At 41.3% G+C, this 23943-nt stretch carries 18 protein-coding genes; 4 read left to right on the forward strand and 14 right to left on the reverse strand.

The window, feature by feature from the left end:
• Nucleotides 1-39: 39 nt before the first annotated feature.
• The 4 genes from CLV32_RS03900 to CLV32_RS03915 form a co-directional block, all read right to left on the reverse strand.
• Nucleotides 40-813 (reverse strand): CPBP family intramembrane glutamic endopeptidase, encoded by a 774-nt coding sequence (locus CLV32_RS03900; protein ID WP_133552576.1) that lies wholly within the window; start codon nucleotides 811-813, stop codon nucleotides 40-42.
• 183 nt (nucleotides 814-996) lie between these two features.
• Complete coding sequence (locus CLV32_RS03905) at nucleotides 997-2427, reverse strand: DUF3526 domain-containing protein (protein WP_133552578.1); 1431 nt, start codon at nucleotides 2425-2427, stop codon at nucleotides 997-999.
• A 1-nt stretch (nucleotide 2428) separates the two neighbouring features.
• Nucleotides 2429-3844, reverse strand: a complete 1416-nt coding sequence (locus CLV32_RS03910) for an ABC transporter permease subunit (protein WP_133552580.1) — start codon at nucleotides 3842-3844, stop codon at nucleotides 2429-2431.
• Complete coding sequence (locus CLV32_RS03915; protein WP_133552582.1) at nucleotides 3841-4536, reverse strand: ABC transporter ATP-binding protein; 696 nt, start codon at nucleotides 4534-4536, stop codon at nucleotides 3841-3843. Before CLV32_RS03915 ends, CLV32_RS03910 begins: the two co-directional genes overlap by 4 nt.
• A 682-nt stretch (nucleotides 4537-5218) precedes the next feature.
• On the opposite strand from CLV32_RS03915, the gene CLV32_RS03920 reads away from it, so the two are divergent.
• The 4 genes from CLV32_RS03920 to CLV32_RS03935 all read left to right on the forward strand — a co-directional run bounded on the left by CLV32_RS03920 (nucleotide 5219) and on the right by CLV32_RS03935 (nucleotide 8965).
• A complete protein-coding gene (locus tag CLV32_RS03920; RefSeq protein WP_133552584.1) occupies nucleotides 5219-5482 on the forward strand; it encodes a hypothetical protein in 264 nt (87 codons plus the stop codon).
• Between the two features lie 133 nt (nucleotides 5483-5615).
• Complete coding sequence (locus CLV32_RS03925; protein WP_133552586.1) at nucleotides 5616-7808, forward strand: TonB-dependent siderophore receptor; 2193 nt, start codon at nucleotides 5616-5618, stop codon at nucleotides 7806-7808.
• 121 nt (nucleotides 7809-7929) lie between these two features.
• The gene (locus CLV32_RS03930; RefSeq protein WP_133552588.1) at nucleotides 7930-8502 is read left to right on the forward strand and encodes a Crp/Fnr family transcriptional regulator; all 573 of its coding nucleotides are present in this window, start codon (nucleotides 7930-7932) and stop codon (nucleotides 8500-8502) included.
• A 94-nt stretch (nucleotides 8503-8596) separates the two neighbouring features.
• Nucleotides 8597-8965: a VOC family protein gene (locus CLV32_RS03935; RefSeq protein WP_133552590.1), complete on the forward strand. Its 369-nt coding sequence runs from the start codon at nucleotides 8597-8599 to the stop codon at nucleotides 8963-8965.
• Between the two features lie 125 nt (nucleotides 8966-9090).
• On the opposite strand, the gene CLV32_RS03940 is transcribed toward CLV32_RS03935, so the two are convergent.
• From CLV32_RS03940 to CLV32_RS03985, 10 genes are all read right to left on the reverse strand, one after another.
• Nucleotides 9091-10095: a metallophosphoesterase gene (locus CLV32_RS03940; RefSeq protein WP_133552592.1), complete on the reverse strand. Its 1005-nt coding sequence runs from the start codon at nucleotides 10093-10095 to the stop codon at nucleotides 9091-9093.
• 3 nt (nucleotides 10096-10098) lie between these two features.
• Nucleotides 10099-11619, reverse strand: a complete 1521-nt coding sequence (locus tag CLV32_RS03945) for a RagB/SusD family nutrient uptake outer membrane protein (protein ID WP_133552595.1) — start codon at nucleotides 11617-11619, stop codon at nucleotides 10099-10101.
• An 18-nt stretch (nucleotides 11620-11637) separates the two neighbouring features.
• Nucleotides 11638-14631: a SusC/RagA family TonB-linked outer membrane protein gene (locus tag CLV32_RS03950; protein WP_243732228.1), complete on the reverse strand. Its 2994-nt coding sequence runs from the start codon at nucleotides 14629-14631 to the stop codon at nucleotides 11638-11640.
• 23 nt (nucleotides 14632-14654) lie between these two features.
• A complete protein-coding gene (locus CLV32_RS03955) occupies nucleotides 14655-15677 on the reverse strand; it encodes a FecR family protein (RefSeq protein ID WP_133552597.1) in 1023 nt (340 codons plus the stop codon).
• A gap of 58 nt (nucleotides 15678-15735) precedes the next feature.
• Complete coding sequence (locus tag CLV32_RS03960; RefSeq protein ID WP_133552599.1) at nucleotides 15736-16266, reverse strand: RNA polymerase sigma factor; 531 nt, start codon at nucleotides 16264-16266, stop codon at nucleotides 15736-15738.
• A gap of 152 nt (nucleotides 16267-16418) precedes the next feature.
• Nucleotides 16419-17702: a purple acid phosphatase family protein gene (locus CLV32_RS03965; protein WP_133552601.1), complete on the reverse strand. Its 1284-nt coding sequence runs from the start codon at nucleotides 17700-17702 to the stop codon at nucleotides 16419-16421.
• 9 nt (nucleotides 17703-17711) lie between these two features.
• Nucleotides 17712-20777 (reverse strand): TonB-dependent receptor, encoded by a 3066-nt coding sequence (locus tag CLV32_RS03970; protein WP_133552604.1) that lies wholly within the window; start codon nucleotides 20775-20777, stop codon nucleotides 17712-17714.
• 114 nt (nucleotides 20778-20891) lie between these two features.
• Entirely contained in the window at nucleotides 20892-21896 is a 1005-nt protein-coding gene (locus CLV32_RS03975) for a FecR family protein (RefSeq protein ID WP_133552606.1), read from the reverse strand.
• 65 nt (nucleotides 21897-21961) lie between these two features.
• Nucleotides 21962-22528 carry a sigma-70 family RNA polymerase sigma factor gene (locus CLV32_RS03980; protein ID WP_133552608.1) on the reverse strand — a complete coding sequence of 189 codons (567 nt, stop codon included), beginning with the start codon at nucleotides 22526-22528 and terminating at the stop codon, nucleotides 21962-21964.
• Nucleotides 22529-22605: 77 nt separating this feature from the next.
• Nucleotides 22606-23871 carry an aspartyl protease family protein gene (locus CLV32_RS03985; RefSeq protein ID WP_133552610.1) on the reverse strand — a complete coding sequence of 422 codons (1266 nt, stop codon included), beginning with the start codon at nucleotides 23869-23871 and terminating at the stop codon, nucleotides 22606-22608.
• Between the last annotated feature and the right edge of the window lie 72 nt (nucleotides 23872-23943).

The following is a 23943-nucleotide window of genomic DNA, read 5'->3' on the forward strand; positions in this document are numbered from 1 at the left end:
GTATCCAGTATTAACGCAAAAATAGAGCCATCGGGTTTTTTAATAAGCAGGTAACTTCTGTCTTTTTCGAACGAAATAAAATAGTAGTATTATCGCCAGCGCCGCACTTGCGAATTTGGTTACATTCCCTACCCAGTCGGTAGCGGCGGTATCAGATATGACAAATACATTCCACATGGCATTGAGGGAAGCATGAAACACAAATCCACTCCAGATGGTAAAGCCATCCAACGCATCCAATATGGCAAAAACTATTGCTCCGAAAAAAGTAATTAAAAAGATTTGCGTTGCAACAGGTCCCGCTCCACCAGCACCCATCCAGTGGATCCATCCGAAAACAAGAGATTGAAGCATTACTGCGGCAAAATAATTCCAACCTAGTCTTTTCCTTGCTAACACAAATCCAAAACCACGGAATACCAGCTCTTCGGCAAGTGGAAAAACAAAAGCTAAGAAAAAGATGTCTCTTATGCTAATGTGATCGGATAATTTCCCTTGAAATGAAAACGCTATCCAGCAAGGTACGGTCGCAACCAGTGTCAACAAAGGCCCCTTGAATCCATTCCAATGCAGCCCTAAGGAGCTAAAAAGTAACGTGTTCTTTTTTGGCAGCAACAATAGGGCAGCAAGCAGTACAAGTAAAACTGCTAGCAAATTATCCAGGAGCGAACCGCCGTATGGCATGGGCAATCCAGGTATCTTTAAGCCCAGGTATTTAAAGACATCTCTTATCTCTAACGCTAATACCAGCGCGAGGGGAACGATAATTAAGGATAATAATTTTTTCAATTTTATTTTTTCAGTAGTTTCCATGCGTGACTTTTTTTAACAGCGCTTTAGTAGCCAAGAGATTTTCCGAAGCGTGTGTTAAAAACGATCACCCGGCCATTAAAGAAAATTAATAACAAGACGAATGATCCTGCGGAATGGTTGCATACCGCAAAGACAATTTTCCCCTACCGCATGGGCAAGGCTGAACAATTTTAGGCTCAGATATCATAGCTGTTCAATTGTCTTACTACGCCTGTAAAACCCAATCAACAGAGCTATAATACCTAAAAACCAGAATGTGAGCGTACCGATCAAAATCTGGTTAGCCGAACATGGAGGGGCCAATGCGTCAAATACCGGAAAGTTTTTGAATTCACTTTGCGCAAAACTACCACCGTTAAATTCCCTGGTATATAGAAAGTCGCGCCACTGATTTCTGTACTTAATTATCCGTTTTTTAAATTCCAGGTTTTCCGACATACCTGTGCCGGCTATACTATTTTGGAGTTCCTGCATGGTTGTTACTGGATTAATGATTATTAACCTGGCTAACAAAACATTTCCTTTCTGGATCTCAGCATCCAGCCCGGCACTTTCACGCAACACCTTCTGCTCCTTAATATGGTTATAAGCAGCGAAAAAATAGTTATTCTGATTCGTGGTGTCTTTTAGTGGATTATAGAACTTCATATAATGAGGGTGAGTTCTTGCAAAGGAGCCGATAAGGGTTGCAGGTTTTGTTTCCCAGACTTGCCAGCTGACATGCCGTTCGTAGGCTGCTAGATCTGTCCGCATAGGTACAGGATTTATCAGGTCTACATAGATATTTGTGATTGCTGGTATAAGAATGGCAAAAAACAACCATACACCAGTTAAAAACAGGGCTGTGACTGATGAACTTTTCCTGAACCAAATTGCGGCATAACATACACTAAACCAAAAAAACAAATATGCTATTATGCAGGTAATCCAGCAAAGCATATCTGATGTTTGCAGTGCAGATCCCTTTGCCAGTAGAATTGCAGGAATATGCAATAAGATAATCATCAGAAAAACCACAAGTACTCTAAAAATCAATTTGTAGATAACAATATGATGGATGTTAGCGCCTTGTAAAAGAAGTAATGCAAATACGCCATTTTCTTTTTCCTGGGAAAGGACATTATAACAAATGGATATGACTAGTAACGGAATTAAAAGGACAAGTACAAAAGAGAGATCAAAGTTACCCTCATAGAGTAATGTTGGATTAGAAATCTCCGTTTGTGGATCCATGAAAACGATATGGCGTTTAATACGTTCGTAGTATGGGCTGATATCCCGAAGTCCGATGGCAAGCGCTGCAAGTGATTTGGGATAATTCACTGCATTTTGCGGCAGTCTGTAATCCACCACAGCGGGGTCGCCAGCATGTATTGCTTGTGCTTTTTTTTCAACACTTGCTGAATCGCCAAAAGCACGTAAAGCCTCGGCGTAGTCTCTTTGGTACGACCTGTTGAGACTATCAAGTACAATGAGCTGTTTGCCTATAACCCTATTTCCTGAGTAGATACTATAAGTACCCAGTATCAGGAAAAACAGCAAACTAAAGGGCATGATGCGCTGCCGGAAAAATTGCTGATATTCAAATTTCAAAACTGTGAGAAAGACATTCATTTTAAGAGACTTTTAGGTATTTAGCAGTTAAGTTTAGTATCAGAATAATTGATAGAAACCAAAATAAAAGAGCAGATAACGATAAGAGATGCTTTTTAACGGGCCACGTAGCCGAAGGCTCTAGATAATCAAACTTTTTAATTTTCTTGAAGAAGATCGGAAAATCCTTGGGATCCATTTTTCCCTGTTGTTCTTTGAAATTAAGCGTGGCCATGAATTCATTCCTGTACTGCTGGGCCTGTTCAAAAAAATCTAGGTGATGTAAAAAATCTGTGCCTGCGAATGACATTGATAACTGTTTAATGCTAATGACAGGATCAAGAATGCCGAACATGTCCTGAAGTCCCTGTTGCGCATTGATGTGATCTGTTACCGGTGCCGAATATTTTTTAAAAAGCATCAGGTTGTAGTCTTCTCCATATTGCAATTGTAAACCGTCGCGTTTCGATGGATTAAGTTGCTGGATACTATCCAGATGATACCGCTTGATTAGCTCTTGATCAAAGTTCTCAGCTCTCTGAATGTAATTGCCATCTTTATTAATCCCCTTGGAGAAACCACGTTGCATCGACCGGTTAAAATCATAGCGTGTTGGCAGTTTGTAAGCATGATCAGCAACTGCAGCGCCGATTCTTGGAAGCAATACACAAAATAGCACCCAGATACCCAAAGTTTTTAATAAGGCCGATTTAGAGCTCCCGCTCCAGGCCGACAAGCATACTACAATTCCTGTAATCACAGAAAAATAGAGCAGGTAAACGATCATGAACATCAACAATCTTGAAAATAAATTGGTTGATCCACCTGCTATTAGCAAGTTCAACAACATCAATACAAAGACAGGCAAAATAGCCAGCAACACAAGACCATAAATCCCGGAAAACTTTCCCCAAACCAGCTCTTTTTTATTGATCCCCTGGATCAGGATCAACTTTAGGGTTTGTTGTTCCCGCTCAGCTGTTATTGTTGAAAAACCAATAAATATAATCAGCAATGGAAAGAACAATTGTAAGATCAGAGCGATGCTCAATTGTCCAAATCGCATGGAGGCATCCCGATCCTGGATAGCTGCGTAATTTATTTCATGTTGTTTATGGGCCTCCACCTGATATGTATTTCCTGTGAAGGCAACCAATCCGGGATCGTACAACACCAGCAAGCTAAATGGTTTAAAAAGATAAGTTCCAAAATGCGCGGCAGCATGAGGATTGTGCTGTTGCTCTTCGAGTTCATGCCGAAAAAATGCATTCGCATTTAACTGAGTCTTCTCGATCTGGGAATAGTTCTTAAAACCTGCGAACGCTGCTGTAATCAATAATGCACAGAGTATAAAAAGCAGCGTAACGAAGATTCGGTCCCGGAACGACGAAACTATTTCCTTCCTTGCAACCGTATAAATATTTCTTAAGGATATCATATCGTTTCGAGATATAATTTCTGTAAATCGATCGCATTCAAATCACCTGCAGGAATTTGGTGCGCAAGTTCTCCCTGACGCATAATTCCGATTGTAGTACCGACGTTTACAGCATTGAAAATATCGTGAGTTGCCATTAAAATGGCCTTTCCCTCTTCCCTAAGTTTATGTATTATGGTAGTAAACTCATTCGTTGCTTTAGGATCCAGACCCGAAGTGGGCTCGTCCATAAATAGTACATCAGCATTTTTCGCTAATGCGATAGCTATACCTACCTTCTGCCGCATGCCTTTGGAATAACCGGCCAGCCTTTTGTCGAATGCATCTGACTGCAGACCTACTTCTGTTAAAAAGAATTCCAATTCTTTTTTTGAATATCTGAAACCTGCAAGTCTGCTAAAAAAGTCGAGGTTTTCCAGACTCGATAGATTTCCATATAGGTTGACCACCTCTGGAATATAAGCGAGAAATTTATTTGTAGTCTGTTGTTCCGGTTTCACCACGATTCCGTTAATTCTAGCTTCCCCTGAAGTCGCATTTATAAATCCGAGAAACAAGTTAATAGTGGTGGTTTTGCCGGCACCGTTCTGCCCGAGCAGGCAGAAGATTTCACCTCTCTGGATAGTTAAGTTTAAGTTTTTGAGCGCATGATACTGCCCATAAGATTTGTTTAAATCTACAGCTTGAAGCATAATAAGAAATTAATAAAGATTAGCTAACCACACATGCCGTTTTGCATGTGCCCATTTAAGAAAAAAGACAATTAAAATTATCCTAACAGTATAGGAGGGCCTTTATTAATTAAACAAAAAAACCAACGGTCAATTGTTTGACTTATGCAAAAAGTGATTGATACGGAACGGCATTTTTCTATTAAAAACACCAAAATCAAAGTAGATAAGAAAATCTCATCAACCACCCTATTTATATAATAATCACAAATAGAACAGGCTGAATGAACATCGACGGCCTGTAATCCAGAATTATTTTTGGATGACCTGACTTTTTCATGATGATGAAAAAATTGATTGACAGCTATAGTCAACATTAACATAAAAAGGAAGCCAGCTACCAGCTGTTTTGCTATGCACTTCGATTCCTGATATGTTAATCTATTTTTCAATTGCATCAAAGTTGCAAATTTAAATTAGATAAATACTATATTAAAAAAAATCATTTCAAGTCTTGGTTTAACAGGTGTTTCCAAATCGAAGAGTCGAATGACTCATCCATAAAAATATGAACAGTAGGTTGTGCTATTGATTATTTATATGCAACTTTGTAGCATTGGCAAAGCAATTTACATATCCAGAAGCATCAGGACGGATAGCCCTTATATTGGGCTGTTTACTTTTCCTAATTAATTCTATTACGATGAATTATCACGGACATCAGCGGTATGGCGTCAGGCAAAATACTGCTAAGTCTTGCCTTACCGAGAAGTGTACATTTTGTGCATTGGCTGCCAATGCCATGCAAGGCGACAGAATCGATCTGCAGCGTAGCGGAATAAACATACTCCGCCCCTTACTGATGACCATGCGTATTCATTATTTCGCAAGCTCCATCAAACCTGAATTGCCCGCTTGTGTCAACAGGGGTCCACCAACTTTATACCAGGATAACATAAGCGCCTAGCTTAAGCTACCCGGCCTTCTATATTTTCTAATTTACTTCTGGCATACGCCAGGCTATCCATTTCTTGCAAAAGGGAATTATCTATTCCCTGATAGCGAGCTGTCCATACCATATCAAAAATAATCCTTTTAAAATGTATAAAAAGCTTTACCTCTTAGTAATTATCTCTATTATCATACACGGCACTGCCTATGCGCAGAGCGCAAGAAAAACTATAGCAGTTGACACTGCTTCACATACAAATAAATTAAATGAGGTGCATATTAAGGCACGAAAAAGCGCAAAAATAAGAAAGGACACAATTTCTGCCAGCCTAAAATTAGATCTGCCCATACTGCAAATTCCGCAAAATGTGATTAGTGTTTCTTCAGCATTATTGCAACAACAGGGAACATTGGAACTTAAAGATGCAGCGAGAAATGCGAGCGGCGTTTATTTTGGTTACAACAGCACTCCTTTTGATAATTCAGCGGTATTGCAGATACGCGGTTTTCAAGGCTTTACTACACTTAATGGTATGTCCAGAAGATTTAGTTACGGCGCTTCCATTGACGATGAAGCGCTAATTGAAAATGTCGAGTTTGTGAAGGGGCCTGCAGGTTTTCTGAATGCTAACGCTGAGCCTGGTGGCTCCGTTAACATTGTTACCAAAACACCGGCACAGCAGCACCTCAATGTGGTGCAGACAGCCGGAAGTTTCGGTTTATACCGCATTGCGGTGGATGCGGGATCTGCGGTCAAGCCACGCGGTTTCTCTGCCAGATTTAATGTCGCCTATCAACATAAAGATTCATATCTGGACTTCCTTAAAACTGAAAAGTATGTGGTAGCTCCCATTTTGCAGTACAATTTCAGTCCTGGAACATTTGTACTGGCCGAATACAACCTTGTAAGAGGTGAAGCAAAAAATGGAGCGTCTATCAACAAATTCAGGAATCAGGATGATGCTCTAAAAGATGCCATCAGACTAAACTACAGCGACGCTCCAGGTCTTCCAAAAAGTTTTGCGCAAAATGAAACAGGCAGATTCGTGATCAAGCACAAATTTAGTGATAACTGGCAAATCACCAGTCAGACTTCTTATCTTTCAGCGCCTTACCAAACCTGGTATATGACCTCAAAGGGTAGCGCGGTAAATTTTGACACAAGGGGCAACACCCTTCGCCGGGCCAGCTATACCATCGGAAATGGGAACACTGTAAATTCCCAGTTATTTATCAATGGTAAATTGAGCACAGGCTCTGTTAAACACCAGCTTCTTTTTGGTGCGGAATATACCAATAGCAAAGACTCTATATCATTAAATAATGGTAAGGTAGAGTTTGCCTACAATAAGAATACGTATATAAATAGTGTTGATCCCGCGCTTGTACGTCAAACCACCAGAACAGTTAAGATCAACAATAATACTTTTCTGAAATCCGGTTTTCTCTATGATAACATCACCTTACAAAACAAATTATTACTGACACTCGGCGCAAGATATACCATGTACGACAACGACCGGTTCAACACAACCGCCAGGGGTGCTCAGCCTGTTAAGGCATTTAAACAGCATGCAGTGACACCTAGGGCCGCTTTGACATTTCTTGCTGATAGTGCAACGTCGGTATTCCTTTTATTTGACCAGTCGTTTGTTCCACAAAGCGGTCTGTTAGCTACAGCAACGGATCCGATAACAAAAGAAGTAAGTTCTTCATCTGCAGCTGACCCACAACGTGGGAATGACCTTGAGCTTGGGCTTAAGCGAAATTGGTTTCAATCTCGGCTGCTAACAACGATGAATGGCTTTCATACTACAAAAACGAATGTGCTGGTTACAGATTATGAGCATGCCGGCTATGTAAAACAAATTGGAGAGGTGACCAGCAATGGAGTAGAGGTCGATGTTATTGGTAATATCACAGATAAATTTTCAATCTCCACCAATTACACTTTTGTAAAGGCGAGGATCACAAAAGACGTGGATGAGGAGCAACTAGGCAAAGAACTTTCTCAAACTCCCCAACAGATCTTAAACACATGGATGCAATACAGCATCCCTTTGCAAAACATGGCAAGCGTTGCATTCAGCATTGGACAGGTTACACAACTTAAAAGGAGTACTTCAGAAACTCACGAGTATATTCCAAATTTCACCAAATTTGATGCAGGTATAAGTTATACTACCGACAGGTATTTCCTACGTTTGTTGGCTGATAATTTAACCGGTAAACGCTACATGTCATCAGGTGATATACTACTGAATGATACCGGTGGAAAAAATTACTATTTTATCGAAGGGGAACCCTTCAATATCAAAGTTTCTGCAGGTATTAAGTTTTAAGAGCCGTTTCAACAACATGCACAGGTGAAAAGACAGGAAGCATCTATCTTTTCACCTGTTTTAATAACGGCTTTACACCGAACATTTTAACTTTACATCTTATCAGAATAAAAAATCACACATGACTTTTGACACATTAGCAGATTATCTGTTAGAAAAAGCTCTTTTCACCAATGAAGATCTCGTACTGATCAAGTCCTATGCGGTGATGAAACGTGTTACAAAAAGAGATTTTATTTTCAAAACCGGTGAGATTTGCAAACACATGATATTCGTTTCAAAAGGACTTTTACGACTATTTAGAGTAGACGACAACGGTAATGATTATATCATTAGATTTGCATCTGAAACGAGCTGGATGAGTGAGCGGGAGAGTTATTTAACGGGACAACCTTCTAATTACAGTATCGAGGCGATTGAAAACAGTGAAGTTTTAATTTGGAAAAAGGAAGATTTCCGATATTTGTTAGATCAAATACCTGCGTTAAAAGTAGTGATGAAAAGTCTCCTGGAAAAAAATCAAATTGCAACTCAGCATCGTGTATTCACTTCTATGAGCAGTTCTGCCGAAGAAAAGTATCGACAATTTATAGAAACTCAACCGGGAATTTTTAATCGTCTGCCGCTACACATGGTTGCCTCTTATCTGGGCCTGAGCAGAAAAACACTTAGTCGTATTCGAAATACAAGTTAAAAGATGAACTCAGGATTACAGTATTAGTGACAAATGTCCTCATTGCGTCGTGTAATTTTCTCTTCTTTTGTAACTCACAATTTATCTTTTGACTATGCAAATAAAATTAGGTTCCATAATTCTTTTCGTTAAGAGTGTTGATCAATTAAAAAAATTCTATACAGATATATTTAAGTTTGAAGTTATCGAAGATTTGGGAGAAGAATGGATACTATTAAATGCTGGGGGCTGTACTCTAGGCCTGCATAAAATTGGCGACCAGTACATTAACAACGAAGATTCAAAGCAAGAAAACAATACTAAAATTGTTTTCGAGACTGATACTATCGCTGAACTTCGAAATTCCTTATTGATCCAAAATGTAGTGATAGGAGAAATTAAAACTTTTGAAAACTATGACTATTGGATTTGTGACGGGGAGGATCCCGAGGGCAATATATTTCAGTTAATGCAAAAGAAATAATAAGCGTGTTAACATCATTCTATGCCAATTTTTCGAAGGATCAATAATCTAATATCCTTTTTTAGCCTGCTATAAAAAAGGGTTGTCATTCATAATGGCAACCCTTTTTTTACCTAAGCAGCTTATTAAGTTTTCCTGAGGGTAGTTTCGTAAATATTCTTCCCCATATAATCAATCGTCTTAACATTTAATCTGGCTTGATCTATCGAGAAATACATAAAGCCATAAGTAGCTGCTTCGAACTTACTGTAAGGAACGCCGGATGTTACCGGTGTAACTTCAGATCCAGACCCCGAAATAAACTGTTGGGTATGTCCCGCTGTAGTTAAATGCTGAAGGGAGTGGTCATGCCCCGACAGATAAACATCTACCTGCTGGCGCTCGAAGATACCAGCCAGGACCTTCCTCACCGCAAGTGTATCATAGTTTTTGATCCTGGGGCCAACTGTATAGATTGGGTGATGTCCCATCACCATTTTCCATTTCACATCCGGTCCTGCATTTTTCAGTGTGTCTTCTATCCACTTGAGTTGTTTTTCAGGTTGCTGATCTTTTACCCATGGCCCATATTGTTCACTTTCGTGAAATTCAGGGATCAATGGACAGGTATCAATGTAAAGCATGAGCACTTTACCTCCCCCTTTGATTGGAACCTCTTTGGAATAGTATCTTGAAGGCATCTTCCAGCGTCTGCTGATTTTGCTATACCTCACCTGCGCATCAGGATCTGAAATATAATCATGATTACCGAGGATCGGATACCAGTCCCACTGCAATGCAAAATCAGTATAGACATTCTCATAAGAGTAATGCCATAGCGGATCATGTTCACTTGTTACCCCTTTAGGGTAAAAATTATCACCTAAAGAGATGATAAAGTCATTGGGGTTTTCGGTAGCCCATTTACCCATTTGCTGAGCCACGTGTAGCTGATGATCGGCACCGTTTCTACCCCAATCACCTATCGCCATGAAATGTACCGGATAGTTATCATTTAATTCACTCCTGGGTGCAACATCTTCACTTTCCAAATGGGTCTGCGGCACTTCCGCCAGCGACTGTAATGGCGAGAGTACACTGGCACCCAGCGCAGTAAGCGCTGTCCCCTTCACAAAATCTCTTCTCTTCATACTTTAGTATCCAGGGTTTTGTTTAAGGTTTTTATTCAGCACCAGTTCCGTAGCCGGGATTGGGAAAATATCACGGTAAGCACCTTCGTTACCTGCTTTAAATCCCCATTTGCCCTGGTATTTACCGAAACGAATCAAATCGTTCCGACGCCATCCTTCCCAGGCTAACTCGCGACCTCTTTCTTCCAATATGCCATCAAGGGTTATGGTGCTGATTTCAGCTGCTTTTGAACGAACACGCACTCTGTTTACAAGTTTCAAAGCTTCGGCTGTAGATCCGCCAGTTCTTAACAAGGCCTCAGCTTTTAACAGATAAACATCGGCAAGCCTGAAGATTGGCATATCATTGTTCTGGAAACGCGTGCTGCTGTTTGTATTGGGGTCCGGATAAAACTTAATCGAGCGCACGCCTCTTGATATCCCGTTTACTTCAGCACCAACATCCATCGTCTCCGTATTGGTCAGTATAATTTCTGGTGTAAAATTCAACTGTACAGATCCGTTTAAAATTGGCGTAGTACCATCAGCAAGGAATTGTTTCCCTGCTAACCAGGTTGCATTCCTGATATCTCCGGGCAGGTTAAACGTGTCATAAAACTCTTTCAAGGTACACTGTGCATTACTTGGGCTAAATGGGAGGTTATATTTTGCACGCAATGAGGCATGCAGGGTATAGCGCGTCATGGCATTCCCAGCCGAATAATTTGCATCATAGATTGCCGCAAAAATCGTTTCTGTATTGGCTCCATTAGTAGGCGAAAAAAGGGAATTGTAATCACTAACCAATGCCATTGAGCTTCCATTAATGATCTTATCTGCATAAACCAGAGACTCCGCATACATCGGTTTACCGATATATTGTTCGGCATTGATATAGAGCTTTTGCAGCATCGCATAAGCCATCCATTTTGTTGGGCGACCGTAGGATTCGATCGTTACCGTTGCAGGTGCCGTCAGTCCTTCTGACACTGCCAATAATTCTTTCTCAATGTAGCTGAAAACCTCGGCACGCGTAGACTGTTTTGGTGCATCTGCAGTACCGAACGCAGTAATCGGCACATTGCCAAACATATCCATCACATAGAAATAGTACAGTGCACGCATGGTTCTGATCTCATTGAGAAACTGTGTTTTTGTTGGGCTATCTGCTGATTTTTCCAAGATATTCAATACCCTGTTACAATCGCTGATTCCGGCATACCCCCATTGCCAGGCACCCTGGATGATCGGGTGATCTGGCAGCCAGTTATGCTTATGCAGCGTTTGATATCTCCCCTGATCATAGTAACCACCGTTGCGGGCAGTGATAATTGCCTCCTCGCTCGTTAACTCATACATTCTCCAGATATCCACACCAAAACTGGCATTGAATTTTTGATAAACTGTCCCTGTTGCCGCTACGAAAGCATCAGGCGTTACCGGGAAATTTTCGCTGGTAAGCTGAGACTCAACATCTACATCTAGCTTTTTACAGCCACCGAATGTTAGGGCGATCAGGGCTGCTGCTGTTATATATTTTTTCATTTTCTGTCTTATTACGGGTTAAAGATTGAAGTTCAGGCCAAAAATTGCCGAACGTGTTTTAGGATAAAAGTTACGGTAATCGATACCTGGTGTTTGCCCGGCCATATTGATCTCGGGATCCACACCTTTATATTTGGTAATGATAAACAGGTTGTTTCCTGAAGCATATAGACGCAAACTTCTGCTGCCATTCATTTTAAAAGTATAGCCCAGGGTTGCATTGTCCAAACGTAGGTAAGAACCACTTTCCAGATACCTGTCAGATACGAATTGTGCTTTATCATCATTGATCGACTCTGTTAATGTTGACTGCGCAATGTTAGTCTGGAATGCATAGATAGGCGCATTCATATCTGCAAGTGTGGCATTAAGGATTTTGTTGCCATAAACGCCGCGGATAAAGAAGTTGAAATCAAACTGCTTATAGCGGAATGTGTTGTTCCAGCCATATAAAAGCTTGGGTTGAGCGGAGCCTGTTACGGTGAAATTTTCAAATCCGGTATTTGCTGTTGACGCATTACCGTCTTTATCATAGAACATAGATTTTCCGGCATTGTCTTTTCCAGCATATCTGAGCGTATAGAAAGATCCCAAAGGAAGTCCTTCTCTGATGATCTGATAGCCTAATGCGCCCGACTGGCCCCTACCGCCCACATTTGCTGTGTAGAATTCACTTGCCTGGAACAAGTCGTTAGAGATTGAAGTAATTTTATTCTGGTTGTGTGAAAGATTTATCGACGTATTCCAGCTAAAATCCTTTGTTCTTACCGGTGTGGTATTCAACGTAAACTCGATACCCTTATTGGTCATTGCACCAACATTCGCCGTCAATACATTGAATGGATATTGCGTGGTAGATACCGCGTAAGGGGCAATCAGGTCTGTTGTTTTCTTATTGTAGACATCAACGGAACCTGAGACTTTATTTTTAAACAAACCAAAGTCGAGACCGATATTCAAGGTTGCCGTCCGTTCCCATTTCAGATTCGGGTTATCATTTTGAGTCGGTCCGATAGCTGTTAACCACTTACCGTTAGAATAAAAGTAGGAGCCGTTCTGCGCGCCATAAACAAGTCTGGCGGTATACGCATCAAAGCCGATAGAGTTTCCGGAAACTCCGTAACCAGCACGCAGCTTCAGGTTATCGACAAAAGCAACATTTTGCATGAAAGCTTCTTTTTCAATATTCCATCCGGCAGATACGGACGGGAACATTCCCCATCTGTTATTTACACCAAAGGCAGATGAACCGTCGCGGCGCAAAGTAGCCTGGAAAAGGTATTTTCCTTTGTAATCGTAGATAGCCCTGCCATAATAAGAGATCAAACGCAATGTCGAGATGTAGTTTGTACCATAATTAACCACCGTTGATCCATTTCCGTTACTCAGCCCGAGGTTATTCCAAAGCAGATCATCCGAGATGAAGTTTTGTCCGGAAGTCTGAAACCCATCACCATTACGGTTCTCCTGCCAGGAATATCCGGCAAGTAATTTCATGCTGTGATCACCAAAAGTCTTGTCGTAATTAAAGTATCCTTCAAACACTTTCTGCGTATTTTTTACTGACGAGCGTTCTGCGTAACCATTAAATCCTTGCTTAAGCATAGAGAATCTATTGTTGTACAGATTTTCATTGATCTGCTCATTCTGCATAGATACCATCGCCGTGAAGTCAAGTCCGTTGAGGATATTTGCTTTTGCTGCACCATTGATCAGATACAGGTTGGTTTTACCTTGATAGGTGTTGTTTTCCAGTAAGGCGACCGGGTTATAATAACCCCCGGTACCCGTTGTTCTTGAAGGATCTTCAGAGAAAGTACCATCAGCTTTTCTAACACCAACCGTAGGCAGGTAGGTGAACATATTGTTGTAAACCTGACTGGCAATCCTATCGTTAGTCGTGTTGCTATTGGTCAGGTTAAGGTTTAATTTGAGGCGGTTGTTAAGTAAACGTTGCTCCATATTCGCTCTGGCGATGAAACGCTCCATTCCCGAAGTTTTGATGATTCCCTGATTGTTCAGGTAGTTGATGCTTGCGCCGTAAGATGAATTCTCGCCTCCTCCATTAAAATTGAGGTTATGGTTGTGTGAAATACCTGTTCTGGTCACTTCTTTAAGCCAGTTGGTGTTGCTGCCATCATCGCTGATTTTATCCAGGGTTTTGCCATTGGCTTTTAGGTAAGCCCTCAGCTCGTCGCCAGTAGCCATGGTAATGGTATTTGAGATGGATTCTGTGGCTGCGTAAGCACTATAAGATAATTGACCTAGTCCTTTTCCAGCATTCTTAGTATTGATCATGATGACACCGTTTGCCGCTCTTGATCCATAAATTGCTGTAGACGAGGCGTCTTTTAAAACCTCAATACTCAGGATATCATCAGGAGCCACCAGGTCTATGGAGGCCCCGGGAACACCGTCAATCACATAAAAAGGCTCCTGTGCCCCTTCTCTAAAGCTTGAAGGACCGCGCAGGATGACTGCAGGTCTGTCTGTTGGATTTCCACTTCTGGTAATGTTCAGACCTGCTACCTTTCCCTGCAGCAGCTGACCTGCCGAACTGATTACACCTCTGTTAAATTCTTCGGGTTTAACAGACGTCACTGCTCCGGTTAGGTCGCTCCTTTTACTTTTTCCATAACCAATTACAACTTCCTGCAAGTCGTTCATCTGCTCCTTTAGCTTAAGGCTAAGCGCTACCTGCTGACCGGCCGCAATGGTATAACCTGAAAGCGTATCGGTTTTATAGCCCGTATGGCTAAAGATAAAACGGTATGGTCCGCCTGGCGTAATGTTGGAAAAGCTGAACAATCCTGAATTAGTAGATGTGGTTACTACCGATTTGCGTGTTTGTTCATGTTCTGCTTTGACTGTCACTCCAGGAACGCCCTTTCCGGCAGGATCGAGAACCATCCCCTTTACTGGTAGCTCCTGTGCAAAAATAGGTCCTGCCCAACAGATAATGCCGAGGCATACCATATGTTTTAAGGCTTTCAATCTTGTGAAATACATCATGATTTTGTGGATAATGTTTGTTTTTATTTATTGGATTTTTGTATGTTAAATTCGTGTTGGGACACCTGATCAAGGGTCATGTTATTGATCACACAGATCATGTTCAGCACATCTTCTGCACGGTCTTTGGCGGTATCAACCTGCCCGGTAAAAGTGATACTGCTGATGTCGCTTTGATTTGCATGGATCTGGATTTTATAGGCCTTGTTTAGCAACTTGATTACTTCTGCAAGTGGAATGTTTTTCATCAGGATGACATTGCCTTCCTTTTTCAGCGATACGACTGCTTGATCTGATGACGGTGCTGCAGGCATGACCCTCACTATTTTTGAAGATGGCTGATACATCAGGGTAGCTCCAGGCGTAGAAATATATGCCAGTGCCTGTTGGGTTGAGGTATTGGCGATGACGATCTTACCCGTATGGAGCTTAACAGAAATACGATCTCCAGCTGCTGCCGTGTTGATGGTAAAAGAGGTACCTAATGCGGTCGTTTTTAATGCGCCGGAATATACACTGAAAGGACGTTCGGTATTCCTTTTAACTTTAAATTTAGCCTGACCGGTCAGATAAACTGTCCTGAGTTTTTGATTGAATTCCTTATCGAATTTGATGTTAGAAGCCGGGTAAATGGTCACTACTGAGGAATCAGGCAATTGGTATTTCCTCGTACTTTTGCCGGTGTTGGCAACTTGAAGCCAGATACGCTGACCGCTGATGGGCTTAACCGTAGCCGTTGCTGCAGACTTTGGGTTGGGGTTCTGCCCACCTATATTATTGTAGCCAATATAAATGGCGATACCTAAAACCAGGAATACTACGGCAGCCGACAAATATCTTGTTACCCTTAAAACTGTTAATTTTGTCTGGTATTTTTCTTCCGAACGGATCGCAATACCTTCATGAATTGCACGGAGCATTTCTGCTGATTTACCTTCGGGGAGATTATGCTCAGATCCGAAAGATTCCCACTGCTCATTACTAAAATTCTCTTCGATGAATACTTTCCTGCCTGGTCTGGAAGGCCGTCTTTTGTTTGGCTTCATACAGGTATTACGTATGCCGCGTGCCTTGCCCTTACGGCTTAACAATTACTTAATGTGGCTACAAAAGAATTGTATACATATAGTGTTTGAGACGGGAAAGTACCTTTCCAATATGGCTTTCGACAGTTTTAGTGGATATGCCAAGTATTTCGCCAATTTCAGCGTAAGAAAGACCATTGTCGCGGCTCAGGTTAAACACCATTTTTCGCATTGGAGGCATAGCCTCGATCTCCTGCTCAAAATGTTTCAGCAGGTCCCTGCTTTCAATCATCTTCATCAGGTTATCAGTAAATGGTGATACACCGGATGCCTGGTTATATTTAGTCCGGGTAGCCTCTTTTCTAAGTTCATCAATCATGACCTGACGGGCCATTCCGAAGAGTTGAATATTGAGTGCGAGGTTTTCTTTAAGAGATTTGCGGTTTTCCCACAAGCGGATAAAACAAAGCTGAACTACTTCGGTAGCAATATATTCGGATTGGGTTTTCTTAAAAACAAAGCTATAGATCTGCTCGTGATAGCGGAAATACGTATCATTAAAAGCTGACTGATCATCCGCTTTGATATTACATATAATACCCTTGTCCATTTACGAGGCAAAACTATTGCCTTTATTTGCGACACAGTTTAACTTAGTATTATCAATGTGTAAAGTCTTTCAGCGAAGTGGGAACATCTTCTTTTAATGGAAAAGGGTTGCCATGCACTGTTAGTGCTGACAACCCTTTTCTCAATTTTTACTTATTTAGTTTTTACCTTTCTAAGATCTGTGAATTCAGCCGCTTTATCTTTCGATTTTTTCTTCAACCTGAACGCATCAAAAACCTCCCCGGATGCCTTATAGGCCGTATAAGTCAGGTTTTCGTTGTCAACAGAGATAATTTGAAACAGCTGTGTATTCTCTGCAAAAATATCCATCCATTTTGGGGTAACATCTACCTTATACATTTTTGGTCCGGCCACAGAAACAACATACATTGGTCCGCCTACCTTGCCCGATACGCCAGTCGGAAGGTTTTGACCCCTGCTATAGGTATGGTCATGCCCCTGCAGCAACAGATCAACATGATACTTATCAAATAAAGGTTTAAAAAGTTCCCGAAACTCTTTGTTATCCCTTCCTTTTGCCGTTGAATAGATCGGGTGGTGATAGGTAATCATTGTCCATCGTTGCGGGTTATTTTTCAATACGTTCTCCAACCAGGCAGCCTGAATCTTTAGAGAGTTCGAATCAAGAACGATCATCTGCGTATTTAAAGAGATCATCCTGACATTGGAATAATCGATATAATAAGCAGACTCTTTTAATCCTTCCGGGCCATTTTCAGGAAGTGTATACTGTGCCTGCCAATGCGGATCAAGCGTCAATACCTTTTGCTCATCACGGAAATATTCATGATTACCCGGAGAAGGGATACTGGGTATCATTCCATTGATAAAACCACCTCCATAATGCCATTCTCCCCATTCGCTGTCGTTGTTAGAACGGTTGATCAGATCGCCCGCATGGACAATAAAGCGCGCATCACCATAGGTAGCGAAAGCCCGTCTGATGACGCGTGACCACTTGGATTTAATGTCGTTTTGAGCATCACCAAGGTAAATGAAGGAAAAGGGTTTGGTACTTGCCGGTCCTGTTTTGAACTGAAACCATTCGCTCCAGCTTGTGCCATCACCAACACGATAGGTATAGATCTGATCCGGCTTAAGCTCAGTGAAATTGACGCTATGGTAGTTTGCACTTTCATAGGCGGCACCTTTCAGTGAAGAAGTGGTGGCGCCATATTCTTTTGACTCGGGTTTCTCCAGATTTGGGGAGCTGCCTTCGACAAGGATTTGAGCATAGCTCTTTGTTACCGTGCTATCTGTTCTCCAGGTTACTGCCTGGCTTGTTGAGGGATCACCTGCCCAGGTTAGAATAATTCTGTCTGGCTGCATTGTGGCTTTGGATGACTGCGCATCAGCGCGTTTACAAAGGGCACAGAGGAACAATATAAAAATGATGTTTGGGTTAAAAAATCTCATGTTAAAATATTAGTGGAAAGGAATAAATTTGAAACCGATGTTTGCCCAAGACGAATAATATTTATGGTCATTTGGTCGGCCGTCGCCAAAGTCCAGGATCGTTTGTGCGTTGTTGATGTTACTGATTCCCATAAAAATGGAGAAAGACTTGCTGATCTTTTGAGAAGCGGAAAAGTCGAGTTGTGCCCGTCCTTTTTCCATTAAATCATTTGCTTCCGTATCGGCAAGTTCGCTGATAAAAGTCTCATAGAAGTTTAATGAAATCCTTCCTGAAAATCCGTATTTTTCGTACGACAGGGATGCATTTCCTACCTTAGGGCGCATAGAAGGTAAACGTACTGTCCGCTCACTAACCAGACCAGGAACTTTAAATTTGGACTGGATCTGTGTGTAGTTACCATAAATCCCGAAACCATTTAAGAATCCCGGAAGGAAGGTAAGTTGTTGCTGCCATGCCACCTCAAAACCATATACATGTGCATTTGCACCATTTATTGTCTGGGTAACCTGGTACTTATCGAATTTCCCACCTTGTTGTGTATAGATACTTTCATAGATATAATTTTCAATGTTTTTATAAAAGACTCCTCCTGAAATTAAGCCCAGAGATTTAAGATAATGCTCAAAAAGAAAGTCTACGTTCGTTGATATTGCCTGATCCAGATCCGGATTACCGATCTTCATACGCTTTCTTCTGGTCTCAATTTCCTGCCATGGTACAAGATCATAATAACCGGGGCGAGACAGGGAGCGTGTAACCGCAGCACGGAGATTAGTACGCTGGTCTAAAGCAAGCTTAAGGTTTAAACTTGGGAAGAAGCCATCGAATGCTGACTTGGTATCTACTTTTGCGGTACTGACATACGCACCTTTATCATCGAATGATACGATATTACCGTTATAATTAAAACCTGTACGTTCATACCTCAAACCGGTGATGATGTCTAATTTATCAAGCGTAAGTTTACCCATCACATATCCTGCTGCGAGTGTTTCTTTTCCGCTGTAAGAATCTGGATCGGTGTTCTGACGGATATAAGTTTCATCATTCTGGAAAAGTGAAAGGTTGTTCTGATAATATTGTTCCATCAGATATCCGTTACCGATGGCACCTGACAAATCATAATTGCCATCAAAATATTTTTTTCTTGAATAATCGCCGAGAAAGTTAGCCATTGATAAAGAGCCAGTTTTTAACTTATATTGAAAGTAACTTCTGGTATGATCATCTTCTTTATATTTATAACGACCACCAAATTTAAACAGGAATTTATTCTTTGTGCTCAGATCAAAAGTTCGCTGAATGTTAACCGATCCCTGTCCATCTTTATCATGTGCTATCTGATGTCTGTTTACGTATGAGGAAGTTGTATACTTTGTCGGATCATTTACATTGATGCCACCGAAGTTGAATTGAGGCGCACGTGGATTCGACACATCAAGACCTGCAGATAATCCACCGTAGGTGAAATAACCGTCGTAATAAGTCGGCTGATCATATAGTCCGGCAGAAAATGTGAGGTCAATATCAGCCTTCCAATTATTCACATCAGTTTTTGCGCCGATGGAAAATGTGGTGAGGTTACGGTTATAATCCCTGGGCGTACCACTAGATCCAATGGTTACCCCGGTAACAGTATTAATATCTGTGTAGTCGCCGATACTATAACTTTTAGTGCCCCTGGTTTGGAGTTCATAGAATTTATTCCATGAGCCTCTCAAATAAACCTGGCTTTTTTCAGTGGGGAAATATTTGAGTTCACCCTGTAAACCCAGGTTTTCGCGTTTTAGATCTGTACCTTCCAATTCCAGGTTTGACAGCAGCGTTCTATCTTGTCCGTTGATCGTGTAAGTATCGTAATCCTTCTGTACCCGATCCTCGCCACGGAAAGTTTTACTATAGTTTACCCCAAATAAGTAGGCCCATTTGTTCTGCCGTTTGCTGTAGTTTATCGAACCGTCAAAGTTTTGCTTGTCGACCAGGAAATTATGACCAAAAGAGCCTTTAACCTGTAATTGCTGCGCACCCTGCTTAGGGGTTTTAGAAATAATGTTCACAGAACCAGCTGTTCCGTCGGCATCCATATCCGGGGTAAGCGTTTTGTTCACCTCAATTGCCTCAACTGTAGAAGAAAGAATACCATTTAAATCGATATCCCTGGAGTTGGTTTGCGTAGATGGGAGTCTGTTTCCATTCAACGTTACCGAGCCCATGCTTTGATCCAATCCCCTGATAATAATGTTACGGGGCAGTCCGTAGCTATAGTCCATGGCAATCCCCGGTACACGTTGCATGGCTTCGCCTACAGTTGCATCCGGAAAGCGTTCTATTTGTTCTTCAGAAAGCACATACTTGATATTGTCTGCATTCCGCATGTTATTCAAGGCGATTGCTTCTCCCCTTCTGATCCCGTTGATCGTAATCCCTTTCATATCATTGCTTTGGCTTTCCAATTTGAAATCAGCCTTTGCGATCTTCCCATCCTCAATCCTAATGCTGAATTCCGTAGCTGTATAGCCAATATAACTTACTTTCAATACTGCTTCACCTGCCTTGATATTGTTAATTACGAAATAGCCGTTCGCATCGGTAAGCACTTTCTGATTGGTGCTTTTTAAAATCACAGTTGCATAGGGCAGCACTTTATCATTTTCTTTATCCTTAACATAGCCTACAACAGATCCCGGTTTAGCTACCACAGCCGGTGCAACTTTCTGGTTTCTTTTGATGACAACCATCAAACCATCCTCGATTATCGTTAACTGGTTATTTTGAAGCAGGGGTGTTAATATCGTTCTTGCTGTTTTAGAACGATCGTTTACAGAGATGCGGGAATTAATATATTCGTTATTGGTATAGACAAAATTGACACCGGTTTTCTTTTCAATTGCCTTAAGAAATTCGGTAAAATTGACATTTTTTAAATGGAGGTCAATTCGGGTATTTAATCCTTCCTGACCTTTAACTGCAGAAGCCTGCACGAGGTTGAGAAATAAGACGGAGAGGGTACAGTAGATGAGGCTTGTACGCATAATTATTTTCACGAGGCTGTCAGCCCCATTAAATTTTTTCATAAATTTGGGTTGTTTAAATTTTCAGATTTAAATAATTAGAATGTTTAACCTTTTGGTTTCTACCAATTGGTTAGGATTTGAAGCCGTTCCCGGGCCAACAGGAACGGCTTTTTTTTATGGATTACTACATGAGGTGCCTCCTTCTACGTAAACTGTATGATCGATTTGTTTAGTTTGTAAGTTCATTACCATTTTCAGTGTCCGCAGTACCTCTTTAAGTGGCTTGTTTTGGAATTTCGCGGTCAGCCTGCATTCCTGATATTTCAGTGGATCGGCTTTAACTTGCACATTGAACTTTCTTGAGATTGTTGCAAAGACCTCGTTGAGCGGCGTTTGTTCGAAAGTAAGTATGCCAGCGGTCCAGGCGTTTACTTCTGAATTCGTTACGCTTAACTTAGTGAATGTATGCTGGTTCCTGTTGAAGGTTAACTTATCGTTTGCGACAAGCATTACCGGGACCTTTGCCTCCTTAGTGTCGGCTATCAACACACCAACTTTCCCGGAGTTAACTGCTACCGAGGTATTCATTTCGTTACCATAAGCCCTGATGCTAAAGCTTGTGCCATACACAACGGTAGTGAGTTTACCACTCTCCACAACAAAGGGATGTTTTTCATCGTGGGCAACATCAAAGTAGGCTTCTCCGATCAACTGTACCGTTCTGGATTTCTGTGCGCTGAAGTATTTATGAAATCGGATTTCAGAACCGGAGTTTAACCAGATTTTAGAGCTGTCGGGTAGATTAACCTGAATCATTTTTCCGGCATCCGCTTTCCTGGTTACCCATTCTTCTGAAGGATTATGTTTTTTATCTTGACTGAACTGAAAAAGAGCTGCCAGGAGAACCGCTGCCGACAAAGCTGCAGCTATTCCATACTTCCAGAAATTAAGCTGTTTAACTTGTGTTTTAGCAATCAGCTGTGGCTGCAATTGATCAAAAGAAACATGAGGCTGATCAGGCTGAATCAAAGCTGACAATTCCCATACTACTTTTGCTTCCTGATAACCTTGCGCGTGACTCTCGTCTTCGGTCAACCATTGCTCAAGCAAAGATTGCGAATCTGCCGTTTCTGTATTGGTTAACCGTTTTACGATCGCATTCCATATTTTATCCTCCATACCTGATTGTACTTTTACTACTACCAAAGACAATAAATGGGCCCTTAAATACGGGTTGGGATAGGTTAAAGTTCTGTTACGTCTTCGTTAACTAAATGTTTAGCGCGCGCATGGATAAATTGCATGGCTTTTCCCAAATGGTCTTCGACGGTACGCACGGAGATCTGAAGTAAATCTGCAATTTCGATATAGCTGAACCCTTCAAGACGAAACATCCTGAATACGATTTGTCTTCGCTGTGGAAGTTGTGCGATGGTATTTTGTAAAAAACTCAGTTTGTCAGATTCCGTTACAACCTCCGACAAAGGCATTGTTAAATCAGCAATTAAAGTCAGTTCGTCCTGATCAATAAAAGATACAGGCAGCTGTTTTTCTTTTTTGAGATGGTTGAGCGAAGCGTTTTTAACAGACTGATACAGGTACCCTTTGATTTGATCTGGTTTATCATTTTTAAACCACAACTGGACAAAGACATCATTCACAATTGCATTCGCAGACTCAACGTCTTTTACCCAATAGAAAGCGTATTTCTGCAGGGAACTGGCTATAGCATTGTAAAGCGATTCAAATTGGGCTAAATCATAAGACTTGGCATTAATTTCTTTCAAACCTGGCGTTGCGTTCAACTGCATGATATCGTACGCAAAGCTGGCGATACCGTATAAATACTATATTAACGGGGCATTATGTTTACAACGAACTTATGGAATTAGTAAAAACTAACCAGTCCTTTTTTAAAATTGATAGAAATTACATATTGACTTAAAAAAGGATAACCTAAGATACCATTTATGCGCAGCTGATCGGGAGTATTTGCATTTGCCATATTGTTCTCGGTGAACACAGCAAGCATGGGATCAAATTTTAGCTTCCCTATTTTTGCACCTGTCAATGCGGCCGATTTCACCATGACTGTCTTATCACCAAGTCCAAACATTTCAACTTCGCTTTCGTCTTTTAGCGCTGATTTTAGTTGGGCATAATGCTCAGAAAAAAAGAGATTGCTGTTAGCGCCATAGTCAAGACCCATTGGATAGTCCCTTCCTAAAATACTAAGGTTAATTATCGGAATATGTCGTTGCATTACAATAGCTGCAGATGAAATGGGTTTTACCCTCTTGATTGCCGGATTTAAATAATTGCCTGCGCTATCTACATGAATCAGTGTCATTATTTTTTGTTTATAATCAATTTTCACTTCAAAAGCATTCAAAAAATCGTAGCCTAGTAATCCCCAGGAATCACTGCGTTTTGCTCCTGCCAGCGTATTGACGTCAAAGCCCCGGATTTTCATTTTGCCCAAGGTCAGACTGTCCAACATCACCTGCCCTAGTTGGCTTGCCCCGTTAATACCTGTTACCGTTGGGCCTGCTGCTACAGGTTTCAGGTTAGCTTGCGAAAGGATATCGCCCTGAAGTATGGTTACTGCAGCACCTGAGTCAAACTGAAGACGACCCTTTTTACCGTTAATCTCAACTGTTAAAAAAATTAGCTTATCGAAAATTTCAAAGGGTACGTTAATGCTATCAGGGATAATGCCAGTGAGTTGCTGTGTACCTGGATTAACTTTAGGAGCTACAGGAACACTTTTCACGATATTAAGCTCAATTGCTTTACCGTTGTCGGCGAAAAGAAAGTCGGGTTTACCATCCCGTCCATTCCCATATTTAGCCGCGATGAATACTCTGGTGCCAGTTGTTTCTTTTACTTGCTTCAAGATAGTATAATCTGAAATCGCCGAGAACTTCTGATTAAAGATGAGTGGAATTAGGCGATCGTTGATCCCTCTCGGAAATGTAGAGATTTTACAACTATCATCTATTAGAGCGATAATGGCTTTGCTATCGAGGCTATTCATTGCAGCAACGAGGTTTTTTGTTAAGGCCTCATACTTACTTTCCTGAGCATGCGCTGTGTTGTAAAATGCAAAGACTGCAATGAGGCAGCTGTAAAGTATATTGGTTTTTGTTTTCATGACGCGTGTGCCTTTTTCGGCGATATGGTTTGATCAGTAATAGAAATATGAAAGGCCAGAACATCCATTCTG

Source organism: Pedobacter duraquae, from assembly GCF_004362245.1.
Lineage (GTDB): Bacteria > Bacteroidota > Bacteroidia > Sphingobacteriales > Sphingobacteriaceae > Pedobacter > Pedobacter duraquae.

Bases quoted from the DNA above. Each gene is read 5' to 3' on its own strand.
- CLV32_RS03945 (WP_133552595.1), bottom strand. From the start codon at position 11,619: ATGAAAAAATATATAACAGCAGCAGCCCTGATCGCCCTAACATTCGGT.
- CLV32_RS03925 (WP_133552586.1), top strand. From the start codon at position 5,616: ATGTATAAAAAGCTTTACCTCTTAGTAATTATCTCTATTATCATACAC.
- CLV32_RS03920 (WP_133552584.1), top strand. From the start codon at position 5,219: ATGAATTATCACGGACATCAGCGGTATGGCGTCAGGCAAAATACTGCT.
- CLV32_RS03905 (WP_133552578.1), bottom strand. From the start codon at position 2,427: ATGAATGTCTTTCTCACAGTTTTGAAATTTGAATATCAGCAATTTTTC.
- CLV32_RS03910 (WP_133552580.1), bottom strand. From the start codon at position 3,844: ATGATATCCTTAAGAAATATTTATACGGTTGCAAGGAAGGAAATAGTT.
- CLV32_RS03935 (WP_133552590.1), top strand. From the start codon at position 8,597: ATGCAAATAAAATTAGGTTCCATAATTCTTTTCGTTAAGAGTGTTGAT.
- CLV32_RS03930 (WP_133552588.1), top strand. From the start codon at position 7,930: ATGACTTTTGACACATTAGCAGATTATCTGTTAGAAAAAGCTCTTTTC.
- CLV32_RS03955 (WP_133552597.1), bottom strand. From the start codon at position 15,677: ATGAAGCCAAACAAAAGACGGCCTTCCAGACCAGGCAGGAAAGTATTC.
- CLV32_RS03960 (WP_133552599.1), bottom strand. From the start codon at position 16,266: ATGGACAAGGGTATTATATGTAATATCAAAGCGGATGATCAGTCAGCT.
- CLV32_RS03950 (WP_243732228.1), bottom strand. From the start codon at position 14,631: ATGATGTATTTCACAAGATTGAAAGCCTTAAAACATATGGTATGCCTC.
- CLV32_RS03940 (WP_133552592.1), bottom strand. From the start codon at position 10,095: ATGAAGAGAAGAGATTTTGTGAAGGGGACAGCGCTTACTGCGCTGGGT.
- CLV32_RS03970 (WP_133552604.1), bottom strand. From the start codon at position 20,777: ATGAAAAAATTTAATGGGGCTGACAGCCTCGTGAAAATAATTATGCGT.
- CLV32_RS03915 (WP_133552582.1), bottom strand. From the start codon at position 4,536: ATGCTTCAAGCTGTAGATTTAAACAAATCTTATGGGCAGTATCATGCG.
- CLV32_RS03985 (WP_133552610.1), bottom strand. From the start codon at position 23,871: ATGAAAACAAAAACCAATATACTTTACAGCTGCCTCATTGCAGTCTTT.
- CLV32_RS03900 (WP_133552576.1), bottom strand. From the start codon at position 813: ATGGAAACTACTGAAAAAATAAAATTGAAAAAATTATTATCCTTAATT.
- CLV32_RS03980 (WP_133552608.1), bottom strand. From the start codon at position 22,528: ATGCAGTTGAACGCAACGCCAGGTTTGAAAGAAATTAATGCCAAGTCT.
- CLV32_RS03965 (WP_133552601.1), bottom strand. From the start codon at position 17,702: ATGAGATTTTTTAACCCAAACATCATTTTTATATTGTTCCTCTGTGCC.
- CLV32_RS03975 (WP_133552606.1), bottom strand. From the start codon at position 21,896: ATGGAGGATAAAATATGGAATGCGATCGTAAAACGGTTAACCAATACA.